Origin of the sequence: Vibrio scophthalmi LMG 19158 (assembly GCF_000222585.1) — a bacterium.
Lineage (GTDB): Bacteria > Pseudomonadota > Gammaproteobacteria > Enterobacterales > Vibrionaceae > Vibrio > Vibrio scophthalmi.
Genome location: NZ_AFWE01000040.1, coordinates 1 through 17594, shown reverse-complemented (window position 1 = coordinate 17594; position 17594 = coordinate 1). Strand labels below are relative to the sequence as shown.

The 17594-nt window shown below is 44.7% G+C and carries 13 protein-coding genes and 1 riboswitch; of the genes, 5 read left to right on the top strand and 8 right to left on the bottom strand.

The genetic code is table 11. The features are described 5' to 3' along the window. Window positions 1–3 precede the first annotated feature (3 nt). The 7 genes from RH88_RS01940 to RH88_RS01910 form a co-directional block, all read right to left on the bottom strand. Window positions 4–843: an ExeA family protein gene (locus tag RH88_RS01940; protein ID WP_005593093.1), complete on the bottom strand. Its 840-nt coding sequence runs from the start codon at window positions 841–843 to the stop codon at window positions 4–6. Window positions 844–849: 6 nt separating this feature from the next. Further along, on the bottom strand, window positions 850–2490 hold the full coding sequence (mshL, locus tag RH88_RS01935) for a pilus (MSHA type) biogenesis protein MshL (protein WP_005593092.1): 1641 nt from the start codon (window positions 2488–2490) through the stop codon (window positions 850–852). Between the two features lie 15 nt (window positions 2491–2505). Beyond that, window positions 2506–2829, bottom strand: a complete 324-nt coding sequence (locus RH88_RS01930) for a hypothetical protein (protein WP_040757806.1) — start codon at window positions 2827–2829, stop codon at window positions 2506–2508. Between the two features lie 7 nt (window positions 2830–2836). Beyond that, complete coding sequence (gene pilO, locus RH88_RS01925) at window positions 2837–3487, bottom strand: type 4a pilus biogenesis protein PilO (RefSeq protein ID WP_005593090.1); 651 nt, start codon at window positions 3485–3487, stop codon at window positions 2837–2839. Continuing rightward, a complete protein-coding gene (locus RH88_RS01920; RefSeq protein ID WP_005593089.1) occupies window positions 3484–4926 on the bottom strand; it encodes a hypothetical protein in 1443 nt (480 codons plus the stop codon). The genes pilO and RH88_RS01920 overlap by 4 nt, the downstream gene beginning before the upstream one ends. 7 nt (window positions 4927–4933) lie before the next feature. Further along, entirely contained in the window at window positions 4934–6940 is a 2007-nt protein-coding gene (gene csrD / locus RH88_RS01915; RefSeq protein ID WP_005593088.1) for an RNase E specificity factor CsrD, read from the bottom strand. Between the two features lie 170 nt (window positions 6941–7110). After that, the gene (locus RH88_RS01910; protein WP_005593087.1) at window positions 7111–7650 is read right to left on the bottom strand and encodes a single-stranded DNA-binding protein; all 540 of its coding nucleotides are present in this window, start codon (window positions 7648–7650) and stop codon (window positions 7111–7113) included. 298 nt (window positions 7651–7948) lie between these two features. On the opposite strand from RH88_RS01910, the gene RH88_RS01905 reads away from it, so the two are divergent. The 4 genes from RH88_RS01905 (at window position 7949) to RH88_RS01890 (ending at window position 14542) form a co-directional block, all read left to right on the top strand. Further along, on the top strand, window positions 7949–8596 hold the full coding sequence (locus tag RH88_RS01905) for a LuxR C-terminal-related transcriptional regulator (protein WP_005593085.1): 648 nt from the start codon (window positions 7949–7951) through the stop codon (window positions 8594–8596). Between the two features lie 118 nt (window positions 8597–8714). Further along, window positions 8715–9587, top strand: a complete 873-nt coding sequence (gene galU, locus RH88_RS01900; RefSeq protein WP_005593083.1) for a UTP--glucose-1-phosphate uridylyltransferase GalU — start codon at window positions 8715–8717, stop codon at window positions 9585–9587. 183 nt (window positions 9588–9770) lie between these two features. Then, entirely contained in the window at window positions 9771–12593 is a 2823-nt protein-coding gene (gene uvrA / locus RH88_RS01895; RefSeq protein ID WP_005593082.1) for an excinuclease ABC subunit UvrA, read from the top strand. A 179-nt stretch (window positions 12594–12772) separates the two neighbouring features. Next, window positions 12773–14542: a PglL family O-oligosaccharyltransferase gene (locus RH88_RS01890; RefSeq protein ID WP_005593080.1), complete on the top strand. Its 1770-nt coding sequence runs from the start codon at window positions 12773–12775 to the stop codon at window positions 14540–14542. 79 nt (window positions 14543–14621) lie between these two features. Here the strand turns inward: RH88_RS01890 and RH88_RS01885 are convergent, their stop codons facing one another. Continuing rightward, window positions 14622–15743 (bottom strand): pyridoxal-phosphate-dependent aminotransferase family protein, encoded by a 1122-nt coding sequence (locus tag RH88_RS01885; protein WP_005593078.1) that lies wholly within the window; start codon window positions 15741–15743, stop codon window positions 14622–14624. A gap of 155 nt (window positions 15744–15898) precedes the next feature. Beyond that, window positions 15899–16078, top strand: a riboswitch (Lysine riboswitch). A gap of 128 nt (window positions 16079–16206) precedes the next feature. Between RH88_RS01885 and lysC the strand changes: the two genes are divergently transcribed. Then, the gene (gene lysC / locus RH88_RS01880; RefSeq protein ID WP_005593077.1) at window positions 16207–17559 is read left to right on the top strand and encodes a lysine-sensitive aspartokinase 3; all 1353 of its coding nucleotides are present in this window, start codon (window positions 16207–16209) and stop codon (window positions 17557–17559) included. The last annotated feature ends 35 nt before the right edge of the window (window positions 17560–17594 follow it).

The following is a 17594-nucleotide window of genomic DNA, read 5'->3' as shown; positions in this document are numbered from 1 at the left end:
GCTCTAACTCCAACCCCAACACATTGGGTTTTTATACTTTGGCTTACAAGCATCGAACGTATCATGCGCTGCTGCATGTAAGTGTGAATGTTTAATCGTGCTCGCGCCTTGGCTACTCGCCAGCAGCAAGCTTTTATGACAAAGCTGGTTTATCAAGCGAGGAATCCCTCGACTGGCACGCCAGAGCGCCTTTTTTTGACTCAGAGAGAAAACCTCATAACAGCCACCCGCCTTTTCAATACGGGTCGTAATGTAGGTAACCGTCTCTTCAATCGAAAGCGGCCTGAGTTTAGCGCTAAACGTAATGCGTTGACGAAACTGCCTTAAATGATGCTGCTCAAGCCTTTCATCTAACTCAGGCTGACCAAATAAAACGATTTGTAATAGCTTTTGTCGTTCCGTTTCTAAATTTCCAAATAAGCGCAAGACTTCTAATGCATCATCACTGAGTGCTTGCGCCTCATCAACCAAAACGACCACTTGCTTGCCCGCTTTGGTTAACTCAATCAAGCGATGTTGGATATCATCCACGATCGAAGCTGCATTCTGGCTATGAACCAGTAATTCTGCCGCCACAGACTGGCGTAATTCATGACCTGACAATGCTGGATTAGGCAAATAGACCAATTGGATATGGGGCTCAAAATGATTGACCAACATGCGGCAAACCATGGTTTTTCCGGTCCCCACCTCACCCGTCACTTTAATCACCCCTTCGCCCATATTAAGCGCGGCATTGACCGTTTGAATCGCTTCATAATGAGGCGCCAACCCCAAAAACAACTCAGTATTTGGGGTCAAATGAAAAGGCAACTGGTTAAAACCAAAATGCTCTAAATACATAGCGAATTACTGCTGCTGGTCTGGGAACCACTCTTGTAACAAATCACGCGAGCGTTCCAGCTCTTTTTGCCACGTATTGACACCAACAACCGTCGGTTTAAGCAAAATAACCAGCTCTGTTTTTTGTTGCAGTTGTGATGTATTGCGGAACAAATACCCCAAGCCTGGGATGTCCCCTAGGAATGGGACTTTCGACGTTTGATCAATGCTGTTCGACTTCATCAAACCACCAATCACCACCACATCGCCATCTTGCGCGCGGATCACTGAATCTGATTCGCGAATTGAACTTTGAGCCAATGGCAGTGTTAAGCTATTGGCACCAAAACCAATCTCTTTGACTTGCTCTTTGACATCAATCACCGCAGGGTGAACATGCAGTAGTACATTACCTTGATCGTCAATTTGCGGTGTCACATCCAATGAGATACCAGAGAAGAAAGGTGTCAATTCCACTTCTGGTGACGGTTCTGAGTTATCCGCCGTCCCCACCACACTCGAAAAATCAGTCACATAGTACTCATCTGTACCAACTTTAATCACCGCTTTTTGGTTATTTGATGCCGTCACACGCGGGCTAGAAAGTACATTTAGGTCACCTTGAGTCGCCATAAAATTCAGCACTGCGTCAAAGCTACCACTGGAAATAACCAGATTCGTCTGTCCACCCAATAAAGTACCAATCGCATCTAAACCCGGTAGAATTTGTGGCAAAATATTACCATTAGGATCTTTAACAATCGTACCTTGTCCGATCGAATAATCGGTGCCATTAGAAGTAAAAGCTTTATTCCAATTGATCCCTTGCTGATAACCATCACTCAAGGTCACTTCCAAAATCTTTGCTTCTAAAATCACTTGGCGATGCATACGTTGCTGAGAAATGCCCAAAAACTCACGTACTTGGCGGATTTCATCAGGGAAAGCACGAACGGTAATCACACTTGCTTGCGGCGTGACGACTACCGACTGCCCTTTGCCGCTGCCAATCAATTGATCAACCGCTTGCTCTAATTGCGGCCAGAAATCACTTTCACTGGTAGTTTCAATTTCAGTACCACCTTTTGAGGTACTGGTACTAGAAGATGATGACGAAGATGAATCGGAATCACTCGAAGAACCACTATCGGTATTGGTAATCGTACCGGTAGTGATCGAAGTTAATGAACGGCCTGAGCGTTTAAATTGCAAGTAGTCGACCGGAATCGTCACCGTACGTAAACCTGCTGGGTAAACCTGAATAACTTTACCAGTTTTTTGAATGTCGTAACCATACATGTCGCTGACGACAGACAAAACCTCATCCAAAGTGACATCAGACAAATTCACCGTGATCTTGCCCGTCACATCAGGGTGAATCGCGACGCTAAACTCAGTGCCTTTCACCAAGCTAGTGAAAAATGCCCGAGCATCAACACCGCTGGCTTTAATTCGGAAACGCTTAACCGTCTCACTACTACTGAGGCTATCGTTATCTAGCTCCGGCATTAGGTCTGCTTCGACTGACGCAGGCAACTCTTGCAGCGCGCGACCATTAGACTCATTGATAGCTTCATTTAAAGCGTTCTTAGCCTCAATAGGGTCACGATGTCCCATAGAACAGCCAACTAACGAAGCAATGGTGATTGCTAAAACGAGTTTACGCATACGATCTCATTAACCTTATTGTTTTACTTCTAGAGGAAACAACTCCAGCTTCCACTGTTTACTGCCTCGGGCGACGGTGACGTAATCCGCTCTCACTTGTTTCACTTGGAAACCATTGATTCGTTCACCTTGCGCCAGTGCTTGGCCATTTAAAATCGCGATACACTCTTTTTCACCTTGGCAAACAATGCTCTGTAAGTTAGGTACGCGATATTGTGTGACTTTTTTTGCTTGTGTACTTTTTTCCGTTGGCTGCCAATTCAGCGGTGCCGTTGGATCTTGCGATGCAACGGCCCATGACGCCATGGCCAACGAAGATAAACTCAGCATAGCAATCAATAACTTACTAACCACCGATAAACTCCTGTCTTGTACCTAGCGTGTAGACTTCCAATATCAATTTCGCTTTAGGATAGGTGTCTACTTGGTAACTAAAATTACGCCAATAGTAATTCACCGGTAGCGACTCTAATGTTTCTAAATAGCTTAAAATCGCAAAGTAGCTTCCCGTCAACTCAAGGCGTACAGGATGAATGAAGTAACCATCATAGCTATCCGTTGCTTGGCTCTTAACAATCGGCTCAGCCTTTAATGACTCCAGCGACACTAAATGCAATCCCTTTGTGCCAGCTAATACATCTTCGAGCAGTTTGGCCATTTGACTCGGCGAAATCAGATCTTCAAAAACTTTCGCCAGTTGCTCTGAAAGCATTTGGCTTTCAGTGAATAATCTTTTGTACTCAATATTGATTGCTTGGTCAGGATCTTTTTTGAGTTTTGCGGTAATCGCGAGGATCTCCCCCTCCAATCGCAAGTTACTCTGCTCTGAAGTCATGATTTGCTGACGCAATGATTGATTTGATTTAAACGTTGGCTCAACCAACAACACATACCCACCCAAAACAATACCGACCCAACTGCACAAAGCGATCAGCCACTTTTCTCGCGCACTTAAGTTAGCAAACTTTTCAGTCATGTTTAGCCAATGCGCTTTCATTGCTCGGCTTCCTCTTTGGTATGCAGTTCAAACGTCAGGACATTCTGCTCATTACGACCGATTTTCAGTTTTTCAAACGAACGCCCCACCAGATTAAGCTCGCCTTTAAATTGATTAACCCAATTAGGAATAGCTTGAGGATCTCTAGCCAACCCTTTGATATCCAAAGTGTCGTCATCCATATGGATGTAGTTAATCGAAATGTCGTTACGTCCTAATTGCGCTAATGACGCCATAATGCCGGAATAACCCGCTTGTTGCGCGCCATCATACTTAGATACCGCATTCAGCGAATCACGTTTGGAAAGAATATCTTCCTTTAGACGCTCGACAGCATGAACCTTCTCTGGCGATGGACGGTGCTTAGCCAATCGCTGGTTTAAACTCGTCAATTGCTGATTAAATTCTTTCTCTTGGGATTTCACCACGCTTAAATCTTGCGTTAGTTGTGCGTGCTGCCATGCGTTGTAGCCGAAAGCAGCACACATCATCACCATCAACAAGGCACTCGCCAACACGACGTTATTAAGCGTAAAGTGGTCAACTTTAGGTTGCAGATGCGCTGGATATAGATTGATCCCTGCATCGTAGTTTTTTGAGATAAACTGAGCCAGTAGCGCACCAGATTCTAAATCGGTGTCTGTCAACGGTGCCACACTGACGCTGAGTCGTTCATCCAGCGCTTTCGCTAGCTCGCCATTGTCCTCATCATCACAGCAAACCTTCATACGGTGCAATGTTGCGCCACGCATCTGGGATGAGAGGTAATCAATCGAACGCTGTAGTTCTAGTGCGACACTATCAAGCTGGAAACTGGCACTCGCCACACCAGTTAATGGCGCGCTAACACCACGAATGGTGCGCTGAAAAACACAGCGGTTATCAACAAAAGCACTGACTTTGTATGCGCCATTTTGGCTGCGTTGAAGTAAGACAAAGCGTTCCGTATCAGTTGCGACACGGCCCCAAACATCATCCTCAACCAGAATATGCCCTAGCTTTAAGTTTGCTTGAGCGAGAGATTCGGCCAATCCCAACACCATCGATTTCGGCACTACGTACACTTGTAGCTTATTGCTACTTGGTAACGGCATCGCATCGGCAATGATATCGGTAATTTTTTCGCTGATTAGATCTTTGAGTAAAAACGGTAACGTTAAGCTCAGTTCTTCTTGAGGAACATTGGGTTTTTCTATTTGGTAGTTTTGATAAAGGCTTGAGTTAAGTACTACGTCGATAGTGGTATCAGCGACCTGTCCTTTAACTAAAGTATTAACCAATACTTTTTGCCAATCGGCACCTTCTGTAGAGACTCGCTTCGGTAATATCGCGGCATCAAATTCAGAAAAATAGATCGCGCTCGGTTGGACAACTACCCTCAGACAGTTTCCTGAACGCGTACCAGAGCTAAACTTATCAATTAAAGATTGAATATTCATCTACAACTTAACTTCTTCGCCAACGGTTACGTCGTCCAACTTGTACATTGGATTTGGACTGTATGATGTGCTCAGTTTGCTGTTCAGGAAGCATCTGCTGTTCCGCGGCAAAATAACGGCCTTGGACACCTTGAACACCAAGCTCTAAAATTGTTTTATATTCTTGCTTTTGGTCGACACCGACTGCAATGACTTGAGTTTTTAATCCTTTACAGGCCCCCAAGAGACTACGTACAAATAACTGATTTTCATGTCGTTGATCGATTTGTTTAATCAAGCTGCGATGCAACTTCAAATAATCAATCGATAAATCTTTTAAATAATGAGTACTTACGATGGATCGACCTGCTTGCCCGACAACCACTTTACAACCTAAACCGGTTAACATCTTGATCACAGGTCGCATATAGTCAATATGTTTCACTAAACGCGCTTCGGCGAACTCAAAATAGAGCTGATGTCTCGATTCTGTTGGTAATTGCAGCAGCTCATCCCTAAACCAACGAAAGTATTTGCGATCAGAAAAGGGACTCACATGAAGGTTTACAGAATAACATAAACTATTTTTTGACGCCTTCAAAAATCTGGCGATCGATAAAAAAACTGAGCGATCTAAAAGACTTTCGTAACCAACCGACTCAATTGCAGAGTTAAAACGTGACGCCTTAATCAATCCTTTTTCAGGGTCATTAATACGCACAAACAGTTCATAATGGTTCAACTCCGGCTCTTGTTGCGCATTCAACAAATAACAAGGTTGAGAAAACAGATATACTTTTTCTGGGGTTAACACTTTATCAAACAAAGTACGCCAACGAACGCTACCACGTTCCTCTTGTTGGTCAGAAAGTTTATTAAAACGACTCCAGGTATTAATTTGCTGAATGTGTGCGCTTTTTAGCGCAGTTTCCGCTTCATCCATGATCTTCCCCTGACGTTCCCCTTCTTGAAACATACTGACGCCAATATGGCACCAATTGTCTTCATCAAGAGGCATGGGCAAATCCAGTTTATTCAATTGCTTTAAACAATTGATGGCAATACTAGAGACTTCTTTACTACTTAAGTTAGGAGCAAAAATGGCAAAATCAGCATTATAGTAACGCGATAAAATCACATCCGGGTAACGCAGAATAATATTATTGATTGCTTCACCGACCGCAACAATAAAGTCGTTAGCCTGCTGTTTACCACTCTCTTCTTCAATTTGTTCCCATTCATCAATACGCAAAAGCAATACACCACCACGGGCGCCACTTTCAGACAGTGCTGATTCCAACTTACTATCAAATAGCACCCGATTAGCCGTACCGGTTAATTGATCAAGAAAGGTTTGCGTACGTATGAAGGTGTCAAAACGACTGCGTTCTTGCCGAGCGTCTTGTAACTCTTCAATTAATCGATCTAACGCTTCACTGGCAGTATAAGGCCATTCATTACTATCACCTTTGGCAAACTCTTCGACTCGTCCGGCCAAGATCATCCGCCCCCGCTCTTCAAGTAATTCTGAACCGAGCAACTGTAACTTGAGCCATTTAACCCCTTGCATTAGACCGAAAATAATCAGTAATACCGCGACAGTAATCGACCATAACGCCTGCATTGAATAGCCGTAACCAAGATAGGGAGGGATTGCCACAAAGCGAATGGTATAACCATTATTGCGTTCGAGTTGATAAGCCACTCGATAAAGCAATGAAGGATCAAACGTATTGGATGTGTCTTTATAGCGGTAGATTACGCCCGATTGCGATGAAAGTTCCATTTCAACGATATTGGACGCTTGCAGCATTTTCGGCATCCAGCGCTGCATAGAATAAGCCGCATCAGGGTTTTCCATTTCTTTATCCACCACTTCAACGATCCCATTGAGGGAGTGGTCTAGATATTCATGGCCTAAACTGCGAAAAGATAAGGTTCCCCCAAGAAAGAGGATAAACATCGCGCAAATTACGATCATGGTGACAAAAGCCACCAAGCGAGTGCTCAATTTTAAGGTAGGCGTATACCTCATAAATAATGGATTCCCTTCACCTTGAGAGTGTCATCTATACAGAATGAGAGCCCACATAATACGTTAAAAGCTATCACCTAGCACGAGAACTCCCGATCCTTAGGAGCTAAAGTAAAACTCACTATATAAAAAAGCCGCGATAATCGCGGCTTTTTTTCAGTTTGGATAGATTAAAACGGGATGTCGTCGTCAAAATCCATTGGTGGCTCATTATATTGAGGCTGTTGTTGCTGAGGTTGCTGCTGTTGTGGCTGATGCGATTGCTGCTGCATTGCAGGTTGTTGTGGCTGACCCCAACCTTGCTGCGGTTGCTGTTGCTGTTGAGGTTGACCACCCATTGGTGCACCTTGACCGCCTTGACGACCGCCTAGCATTTGCATCACACCATTAAAGCCTTGTACCACAACTTCCGTTGTGTACTGATCTTGGCCTTGTTGGTTTTGCCATTTACGTGTTTGCAGTTGACCTTCAATGTAAACTTGAGAGCCTTTGCGTAGGTACTCACCAGCCACTTCTGCTAATTTTCCAAACAGAGCAACACGGTGCCACTCTGTTTTTTCACGCTGTTCACCGGTAGCTTTATCACGCCATGACTCAGAAGTAGCCACAGTAATATTTGCTACTGCACCGCCACTAGGCATGTAACGGACTTCAGGATCTGCGCCCAAGTTACCGACCAAGATTACTTTGTTTACTCCACGGCTAGCCATGTTTCGCTCCGTCTAGATAGAATTTCTTAAATTTGATAGCGCATAAGAATAACACCCTAGTTACGCCACAAACAACTCTTGATGTCCTACCACTAAACAACTTTTCGGTTACTCGTCCCAGAATTCAATACTTACTCATCTTCTCCTCGCCCATTTTCAATGAGATAAAGATAAATCACTTATCAAATATGAAACATGATGCAATTGGTATTGACCACCAATCGCTCTTTCAGATCAAATGAGACAGGATAGATTAAAAATAACTAATAAATACAAACCTTAACAACGAGAAAATCCTATGGCTAAGAACATCTACACTAGAACCATCTATTTCCTATGTGAAAATAAACACGCTCACTATCCAATTGTAGATCGTATTGAAGCAACCCTCGGCTTACCGATACCCCGAATGGAACCGCAAGACTGTATGCTCGCCATGCAGCAACACAAACATAAAATTCTGCTGATCGACCATAACAACTACCAGACATTAAATAGCACCATTCGCAACCTGCCGTTATCGAATAAAATATTTGAAACGATTATTTTTAATGTCGAGAGACGTCTCACTACTGACGAGCTACTCAGCTTTGGTAATTTAAAAGCGCTTTTTTATCGCAACGATGACCTCAATGACGTTGCATTTGGCTGTGGTGAAGTGATCAATAGCCATAATTGGCTGCCAAGAAAAGTCGCCGCACAACTATTACATTACTATCGCCATATCTTTGATAGCCAAACCTCACCAGCCACTGTTGACCTAACCACCCGTGAGATCCAGATTTTACGCAGCTTAAAAACTGGCGCATCGAATAATCAAATTGCAGAAGACCTCTTTATTAGTGAATTTACCGTCAAGTCCCATCTATACCAAATCTTCAAAAAACTCTCGGTAAAGAATCGCGTGCAGGCAACCTCTTGGGCAAAACAGCACTTAATGTCTTAAAAATAAAGCAAGTGCTAAAAAATCAACTTTTGCACCACAGGAGTGATTATCTGATGGTAAAAGCGTGCTATCTTGTCGCCAACTTACTAAATACATCAGTTAGATAAAGGGTTTTATCATGATTAAAAAATGCCTATTTCCAGCGGCTGGTTATGGCACGCGTTTTCTTCCAGCTACCAAATCAATGCCAAAAGAGATGATGCCAGTGGTGAATAAACCATTGATTGAATACGGTGTAGAAGAAGCGATCCAAGCAGGTATGGACGGCATGTGTATTGTTACTGGCCGTGGCAAACATTCAATCATGGATCACTTTGATAAAAACTATGAGCTAGAACATCAGATTAGCGGCACCAATAAAGAAGAACTTTTGGTGGATATCCGTGACATCATTGATTCAGCAACCTTCACTTACACTCGTCAACGCGAAATGAAAGGCTTAGGCCATGCGATTTTGACTGGTCGCGAGCTGATTGGTGATGAACCTTTTGCTGTTGTACTAGCCGATGACCTTTGCGTTAATGAACAAGAAGGTGTGCTAGCACAAATGGTGACACTGTTTAAACAGTTCCGCTGTTCAATCGTGGCAGTACAAGAAGTTCCTGAAGATGAAACGCACAAATACGGCGTGATCTCGGGTGAGATGATCAAAGATGACATCTACCGTGTGGATGACATGGTGGAAAAACCAGAAGCAGGTACGGCGCCAAGCAATCTTGCGATTATCGGCCGCTACATCTTAACGCCTGATATTTTTGAGCTGATTGAAAAAACGGAACCAGGCAAAGGTGGCGAGATTCAAATTACTGATGCGCTGCTAAAACAAGCGAAATCAGGTTGCGTTTTAGCGTACAAATTTAAAGGTCAACGTTTTGACTGTGGTAGCGTTGAAGGCTACATCGAAGCGACCAACTACTGCTTTGAGAACATGTATCTCAAAGACAGTAAGAAAACTGAACTTGGTAAGAAAGCGACCGCTAAGCAAGCTTAAGTTACTCGCATTCAACCTACATTTATTCAAGGCAGCCTTCATGGCTGCCTTTTTGTTACTGTTTTTTTATCCAGTATCTTCTTTGAACATTTCTTCCGCTGTGCAATACTAAGGCAAACTGCGTATAACAATACGCCATCAGTTTAGCCATTCTTAGTATTCTTCCCATATAGAGCGATAACAATGGATAAGATAGAAGTTCGCGGAGCCCGCACTCACAATCTCAAAAATATCAATCTCACTATCCCGCGCGATAAACTTACGGTGATTACGGGTTTATCTGGCTCTGGGAAGTCCTCGCTAGCCTTTGATACTCTCTATGCAGAAGGCCAACGTCGCTATGTTGAATCCCTCTCAGCCTATGCGCGTCAATTTCTCTCATTGATGGAAAAGCCAGATGTCGACCATATTGAAGGACTCTCGCCGGCGATTTCTATCGAACAAAAGTCCACTTCACACAACCCACGTTCGACGGTCGGCACCATTACCGAAGTGTACGATTATCTGCGCTTGCTTTACGCCCGCGTTGGTGAACCTCGCTGCCCGACGCACAAGGAGCCTTTAACAGCGCAAACCATTTCTCAAATGGTTGATAAGGTACTTGAGCTACCGCAAGGCTCTAAGATGATGTTGCTTGCACCAATCGTAAAAGAGCGCAAAGGTGAGCATGTTAAGACATTAGAAAATTTAGCCGCGCAAGGTTTTATTCGTGCACGTATTGATGGTGATACCTGCGATTTAAGCGATCCTCCTCCGCTAGAACTACATAAAAAACACACCATTGAAGTGGTGGTTGACCGCTTTAAAGTGCGTGACGACTTACAACAGCGCCTCGCAGAATCTTTTGAAACCACGCTAGAACTTTCAGGTGGTATTGCGATTGTCGCACCAATGGAAGGTGATGGTGAAGAAACCGTATTCTCTGCCAACTTTGCCTGCCCACATTGTGGCTATAGCATGCAAGAGCTTGAACCACGTCTGTTCTCGTTTAACAACCCCGCAGGTGCTTGTGGAACGTGTGATGGCCTAGGCGTACAACAATACTTTGATCCAGCACGAGTGATTCAAGATGAATCGTTAAGCCTTGCACAAGGTGCGATTCGTGGTTGGGATCAAAAGAACTATTACTACTTTCAAATGCTCAGCTCACTGGCTAAGCATTATGATTTTGATCTTCACCAGCCATTTAATCAGCTGCCAAAGAAAATCCAATCGGTGATTTTAACCGGTTCTGGCCGCACTGACGTGGAATTTAACTACATCAATGATCGCGGTGATATTCGCGTAAAACGCCACCCATTTGAAGGTATTCTCAATACCTTAGAGCGTCGCTATCGTGATACCGAATCAAACTCGGTTCGTGAAGATCTGGCTAAATATATTGCCACCAAATGCTGCGCTAGCTGTGATGGCAGTCGCTTGCGTCTTGAAGCACGCAATGTATTTATTGGTGATACTGCCTTACCTGAGATTGTCGAACTGAGCATTGCTGATGCGTTAACGTTCTTTGCCCAACTAAAATTGGAAGGGCAACGCGCTAAAATTGCGGAAAAGGTAATGAAAGAGATCAACGACCGACTGGAATTTCTCGTCAACGTTGGTCTTAACTATCTTAACCTATCACGCAGCGCAGAAACCCTCTCTGGCGGAGAAGCGCAACGTATTCGTCTGGCCAGTCAAATTGGTGCAGGCTTGGTTGGTGTGATGTATGTACTTGATGAACCTTCCATCGGTTTGCATCAACGTGACAATGAAAGACTACTCAAAACATTGGTACATCTGCGTGATCTGGGCAATACCGTTTTGGTGGTTGAGCACGACGAAGATGCAATCCGCAGAGCTGATCACGTGATCGATATCGGTCCTGGCGCTGGGGTTCATGGTGGCCAAGTGGTTGCTCAAGGCACCATGGCTGACATTATTGCCGAACCAGAATCACTAACCGGCCAATACTTATCGGGGGCGAAACAAATCGCTATCCCTCAAGTTCGAACACCATTTGATAAGAAAAAGGTCGTCGAACTGATTGGCGCATCAGGCAACAACTTAAAAGACGTTAATCTAACGATTCCGGTTGGCTTATTCAGCTGTATCACTGGCGTTTCTGGCTCAGGGAAGTCGACCTTAATCAATGATACCTTCTTTAAGATCGCTCACACCCAGTTAAACGGCGCAACCACCGCAGTCCCTGCGCCATTTAAGAAAATTAAAGGCTTAGAGCATTTCGATAAAGTAATCGATATCGACCAAAGCCCAATTGGTCGTACGCCACGCTCAAACCCAGCAACTTACACGGGTATTTTTACGCCAATCCGTGAACTATTTTCCGGCACTCAAGAAGCACGTACCCGAGGTTATAAACCGGGTCGATTTAGCTTTAACGTACGTGGTGGTCGATGTGAAGCGTGTCAAGGCGACGGGGTTATCAAGGTAGAAATGCATTTCTTACCCGATGTCTATGTGCCATGTGATGCCTGTAAAGGTAAACGCTACAATCGTGAAACGCTTGATGTGCGTTATAAAGGGAAAAGTATTGATGAAGTGTTGGAACTTACCGTTGAAGACGCACGTCAGTTTTTCGATCCCGTGCCGGTAATTGCACGCAAACTGCAAACGCTGATTGATGTGGGGCTTTCTTATATCCGCCTTGGCCAAGCGGCAACAACGCTATCTGGTGGTGAAGCGCAACGCGTCAAACTGGCACGTGAATTGTCCAAGCGCGATACCGGTAAAACCTTGTACATCTTGGATGAGCCGACCACAGGCTTGCACTTCCACGATATTCAGCAATTGCTGACCGTACTCCATCGCTTGCGTGATCACGGTAATACCGTCGTGGTCATCGAGCATAATTTAGATGTGGTAAAAACCGCGGACTGGATTGTCGATTTAGGCCCAGAAGGTGGCCAAGGTGGTGGTGAAATTATTGCTCAAGGCACGCCGGAAGATGTGGTCAAGGTCAAAGGCTCGCATACTGCGCACTTCCTCAAAGAGATGTTAAAGTAATCTCGGTTAATGCTATTTGTGGCGGCATAAGTGATTTACCAGGCAGAGCGCTTATATTTCAAAGCCTTTGACTTGAATAAATAACCAACAACCGCTGCAAAAATTAGCTCAAAAGGTCAACAGCCCTTCGAAACCAGCGTATCATACGCTGGTTTTATTTTTGTAAAAGTGACCCCTATATGGCAACCCTACATGTAACCGGAACGCAACTTGAGCCTCAAGTACCAAGATTGCCACTCATCCGCCCGTTTTTAGCCTCAATTGGGCTTATTTTCATTGTTGCCATGCACTTTTTTATGCCGAACCCTGGCGGATCCGGATTGGCTTTATCATTTAATGCCACTACTTGGATTGCTTTAGCATTAACCATTGCCATTGGCCTGTATCAAATTGGCACTGCGGGTGTGATTCGTTACAACAAGCTGACCATAGTGTTGTTTATTAGCTGCCTAATGCTAACAGCACCCGCACTCTACCCTAATGCCGAGTTTCTACTCACGATTAATCGCTTAACTGGTCTTTGGTTTGGCTTTTTACTATTTGTAACCTTGCAGCAGTTTCGTTTTAGCAATCGTCAGAAACAACGTCTGTTGTGGTTCATCGTGATTGCCGTTGCCATTCAAGCATTATTAGGCTGGGTGCAATATTGGTTACTCGAACCAGGCAACTGGCTTGGTTACAACACAGTGCAAAATCGCCCTTATGGCATTTTTCAACAACCGAATGTAATGGCCAGCTTTCTTGCGACCGGCTTAGCTATTTCTGGCTACTTACTGGCTCGCCAACCGACCAAGTATCAACGTAAACTGAGTGATGTCAGCCTACTCTACATCATGCCAGCCTTAACGATTCCGCTATTGATTGTGTTAGCGTCGCGAACAGGCTGGTTAGGCGCCATTATCGCGGTTGCACTGGTGCTGCCATACCTTTATCGCTTTGCGACTCATAAACGTGTGATTGGTTGGTGCCTCTCGGCTGTGATCGGTGTAATGGCCGGTCTGATTGGCCCTATGATGCAAACATCAGGCAGCGCAGATCTCATGGCGGCAAAAGCCAATTTAGAAAGCCCGCGCAGCTATATGTTCCCTCAAGCGCTAGACATGTTCATTGAAAAGCCATTTACCGGTTATGGTTATGGTAATTTTGAAGCGGACTACATGCTCTACACCGCTCGCCAGCATCAGCTCAACCCTGACTACCATATTGGTTTACCAGCGCTAGATCATCCACATAACGAACTGTTGTATTGGGCGGTCGAGGGTGGGCTATTACCGATTTTGGCCATTTTCTTAGCGGCACTCTTTGTCTTGATTCGTATCTACCAATGTAAAAAAGGCACTCGACTGGCGATGTTTGGCTTACTGGTACCGATCGTACTGCACAGCCAACTGGAATACCCGTTTTACCACTCGATGGTACACTGGCTAACGTTCATTATTTTATTATATTGGATCGATCAACGAGCAAATTCATATCGAGCCGCTGGTTTTAGTCGCATCACTCAAACCTTACTGAGATTGATGAGCCTAGTGGTACCGATTACGGTAAGCCTGTATATGCTCAGCTCATTACACACTAACTATGTGTTAACCCAGTTTGAGAAATCGAGCCCTAAAAATCCAGATATCCTTAATAGTGTCAGTAACCCCATTGTCTGGAAAGATCGCTATGATTGGGATGTCTATAACACCTATCTTAATATTGGTTTGATGAGTCAAAATCCAGATTACATTCAACCTTATATTGATTGGTCTTTGCAGATCATTAAACACAAGCCGCGTCCGGCTTTCTATAACAACCTAATCTTGGCCTATCAAGGCATTGAAGATACACAGAAAGCAGAGCAGATTCGCAGTGAAGCAAAATTCCTGTTCCCAAATCGAGACTTTGACAAAGTGCAATATATCGCTCCCGATATCGACGCACTAAAACCCTCTGCGGCTCAATAAAAAAGAGCGGCCTCAGAGCCGCCCTTACTCGTTCCTACCACTTTGCTATCTAGCGCTTTGCCTAACGCACTGAACAAGATTATTGCGTGATGGATTCTTCTAAGGCTCGCAGACACAACGCAATATTCTCTTCTCTTGCGCCATATCCCATCAAACCTATGCGCCACGCTTTACCCGCCAAAGCGCCAAGCCCAGCACCGACTTCAAGATTGTAAGTCTGTAACAAATGGCTACGCACCTTCGCTTCATCAATACCTTGTGGAACAAAAACCGCATTCAATTGTGGTAAGCGATACGCTTGTTCGACCACAAATTCAAAACCTAACTTTTCCAAACCCAATTTGAGCTTTTCATGCATCAATTGGTGACGATGCCAAGCATTCTCTAACCCTTCTCGTTGCAGGATCAATAATGCTTCATGCAGCGCATATAAACTGTTTACGGGCGCCGTGTGGTGGTAACTCCGCTTACCTTCACCACTCCAATAGCCCAATACTAAGCTCTGATCGAGAAACCAACTCTGCACTGGCGTGGTACGACCCTGTATTTTTTCAACCGCTTTGGCGGAAAAGGTCAATGGTGATAAGCCTGGCGTACAAGAAAGACATTTCTGGCTGCCTGAATAAACAGCATCTAACTGCCATTCATCCACTTTTAATGGCACACCACCGAGTGAGGTTACGGCATCCACAATCGTCAGAGCACCATATTGCTTAGCTAGCGCTCCTAACGCTTGCGCATCGGAGAGCGCTCCTGTGGACGTTTCGGCATGCACAAAGGCAACGATCTTAGTATCAGGATGATCGACTAATGCTTGACGTACCTTGTCGATAGAGACTGGGCATCCCCACTCATCATCCACCACCACAACCTCGCCTCCAGCGCGGATCACATTTTCTCGCATCCGTTCGCCAAATACCCCATTGCGGCACACAATCACTTTATCGCCCGACTCAATTAAATTAACAAAACAGGCTTCCATACCCGCACTTCCTGGGGCTGAAAGCGCAATGGTAAACTCATTTTCAGTTTGAAAAGCGTATTTTAAGAGTTGCTTTAACTCATCCATCATGGCGATAAAAAGCGGGTCTAAATGACCAACGGTTGGGCGGCTCAACGCTTGCAATACTTGCGGTGAAATATCTGATGGGCCGGGGCCCATTAAGGTTCGATGCGGTGGAATAAAGCTGGTAATCGTCATTGTCACTCCTTGCTGCATATCAGGATTAATTCAAACTAATTCACCATAGAACAATACCTTGCTAACAACAATTGGCCGTAAGTCTAGTTAGCATCGATTTTGTTATATTTGTAAATTTTTAATTGACTTTGATCACATAAAAACGTTCAATATTTAGTCACAGAAGAGGAGCGCTGCCTAGGTAGATGCATCGTGGAGCCACAACTCCGATACGATGCGTTGAAGGGAGAGCAGTGCCGAGATTGCGCTAAGTTGTCGGATTAGAGCAGTCGGTTGACTTGAGTTGACTCTCATCAATTGTCATCAGCGCCGCCTGATGAAGCGCTTCTGAGGTGAACTATTAGCAACAATAACTTACCTCTTTATACCGCTCAAAAAACTCTCTTCTCGTTTGAATTATCAAACAAAAAACATCGGACGTTGGGATACCAACAACAATTTAGGAAGTCGTGGGAGAAATACTGTGAGCTCTTTTAATGTCGCCAAATTTGGCGGTACAAGTGTCGCAAACTTTGAAGCTATGAGTCGCTGTGCGGCCATTATTGAAAATAATCCAAATACAAAATTAGTCGTCAGCAGTGCTTGCTCGGGTGTGACCAACTTATTGGTTGAACTGGCTAACGGCGTTCCAGATCAACAGCAACGCAATCAAGTATTAAGTCAAATCGCGGATATTCATGAAGCTGTTCTTGGTAAGCTAGAAGACGCCACCAACACCGCCGCTGAAATTTACAAAATACTTGATACCGTCACCAGCCTTGCTGAAGCCGCCTCCATTCAAGCAACAGACAAACTCACCGATCACTTAGTCGCTTGTGGCGAACTAATGTCAACACATCTACTGGCGCAGTTAATGCGCGAGCGTGGCATCAATGCTCAGCGTTTTGATATTCGCCAAGTGTTGCGTACTGACAATAACTTTGGCCAAGCAGAGCCAAATGTAGAGCAAACTGCACAACTTGCTCAACAAAACCTGCTCCCTCTCTGTCAAGATTTCGTTGTGGTGACACAAGGCTTCATCGGTTCTGATGAGCATGGCAATACAACTACGCTCGGTCGCGGTGGCAGTGATTACAGTGCAGCATTGATTGCAGAAGCCGTTAAAGCAGAAGGTTTAGAGATCTGGACTGATGTTCCGGGTATTTACACCACCGATCCTCGTATTGCAGAAAAAGCGTCTCCAATCCCAGAGATTAGCTTTAGTGAAGCATCTGAAATGGCGAACTTTGGCGCCAAGATCTTGCACCCTTCGACGTTAGTACCAGCGCTACGCCATGATATTCCGGTATTTGTCGGATCATCAAAAGAGCCAGAAAAAGGCGGCACATGGATCCGTCATCAGGTGCAAAGCTCACCTCTTTTCCGTGCACTAGCCCTGCGCTGTAATCAAACCATGGTGACACTGCACAGTGCTAACATGTTCCATGCTTATGGCTTCCTCGCGAAAGTATTTGAGATTCTGGCCAAGCATAAAGTCTCAGTGGACTTGATCACCACCTCAGAGATCAGTGTGTCACTCACTCTCGATCAAACGGGTACTTCTGGCGGCGCACCACAATTGCCAAGCGCAGCACGTGAAGAGCTCGAAGCGCTATGCACCGTCGAGGTAGAACACAATCTATGTTTAGTGGCGCTGATCGGTAACAACATGAGCGAAAGCCGCGGCTACGCAAAACAAGTGTTTGGCACCCTAGAAGATTTCAACTTACGTATGATTTGCTACGGCGCAAGCCCTCACAACTTATGCTTCTTACTGCATGAATCGGTGTCACGCCAAGCGATTCAAAAACTGCATCAAGAGCTATTTGAAAAATAGTCTTGAAACCAAAAATAAAAAACCGAGCTGTGCGC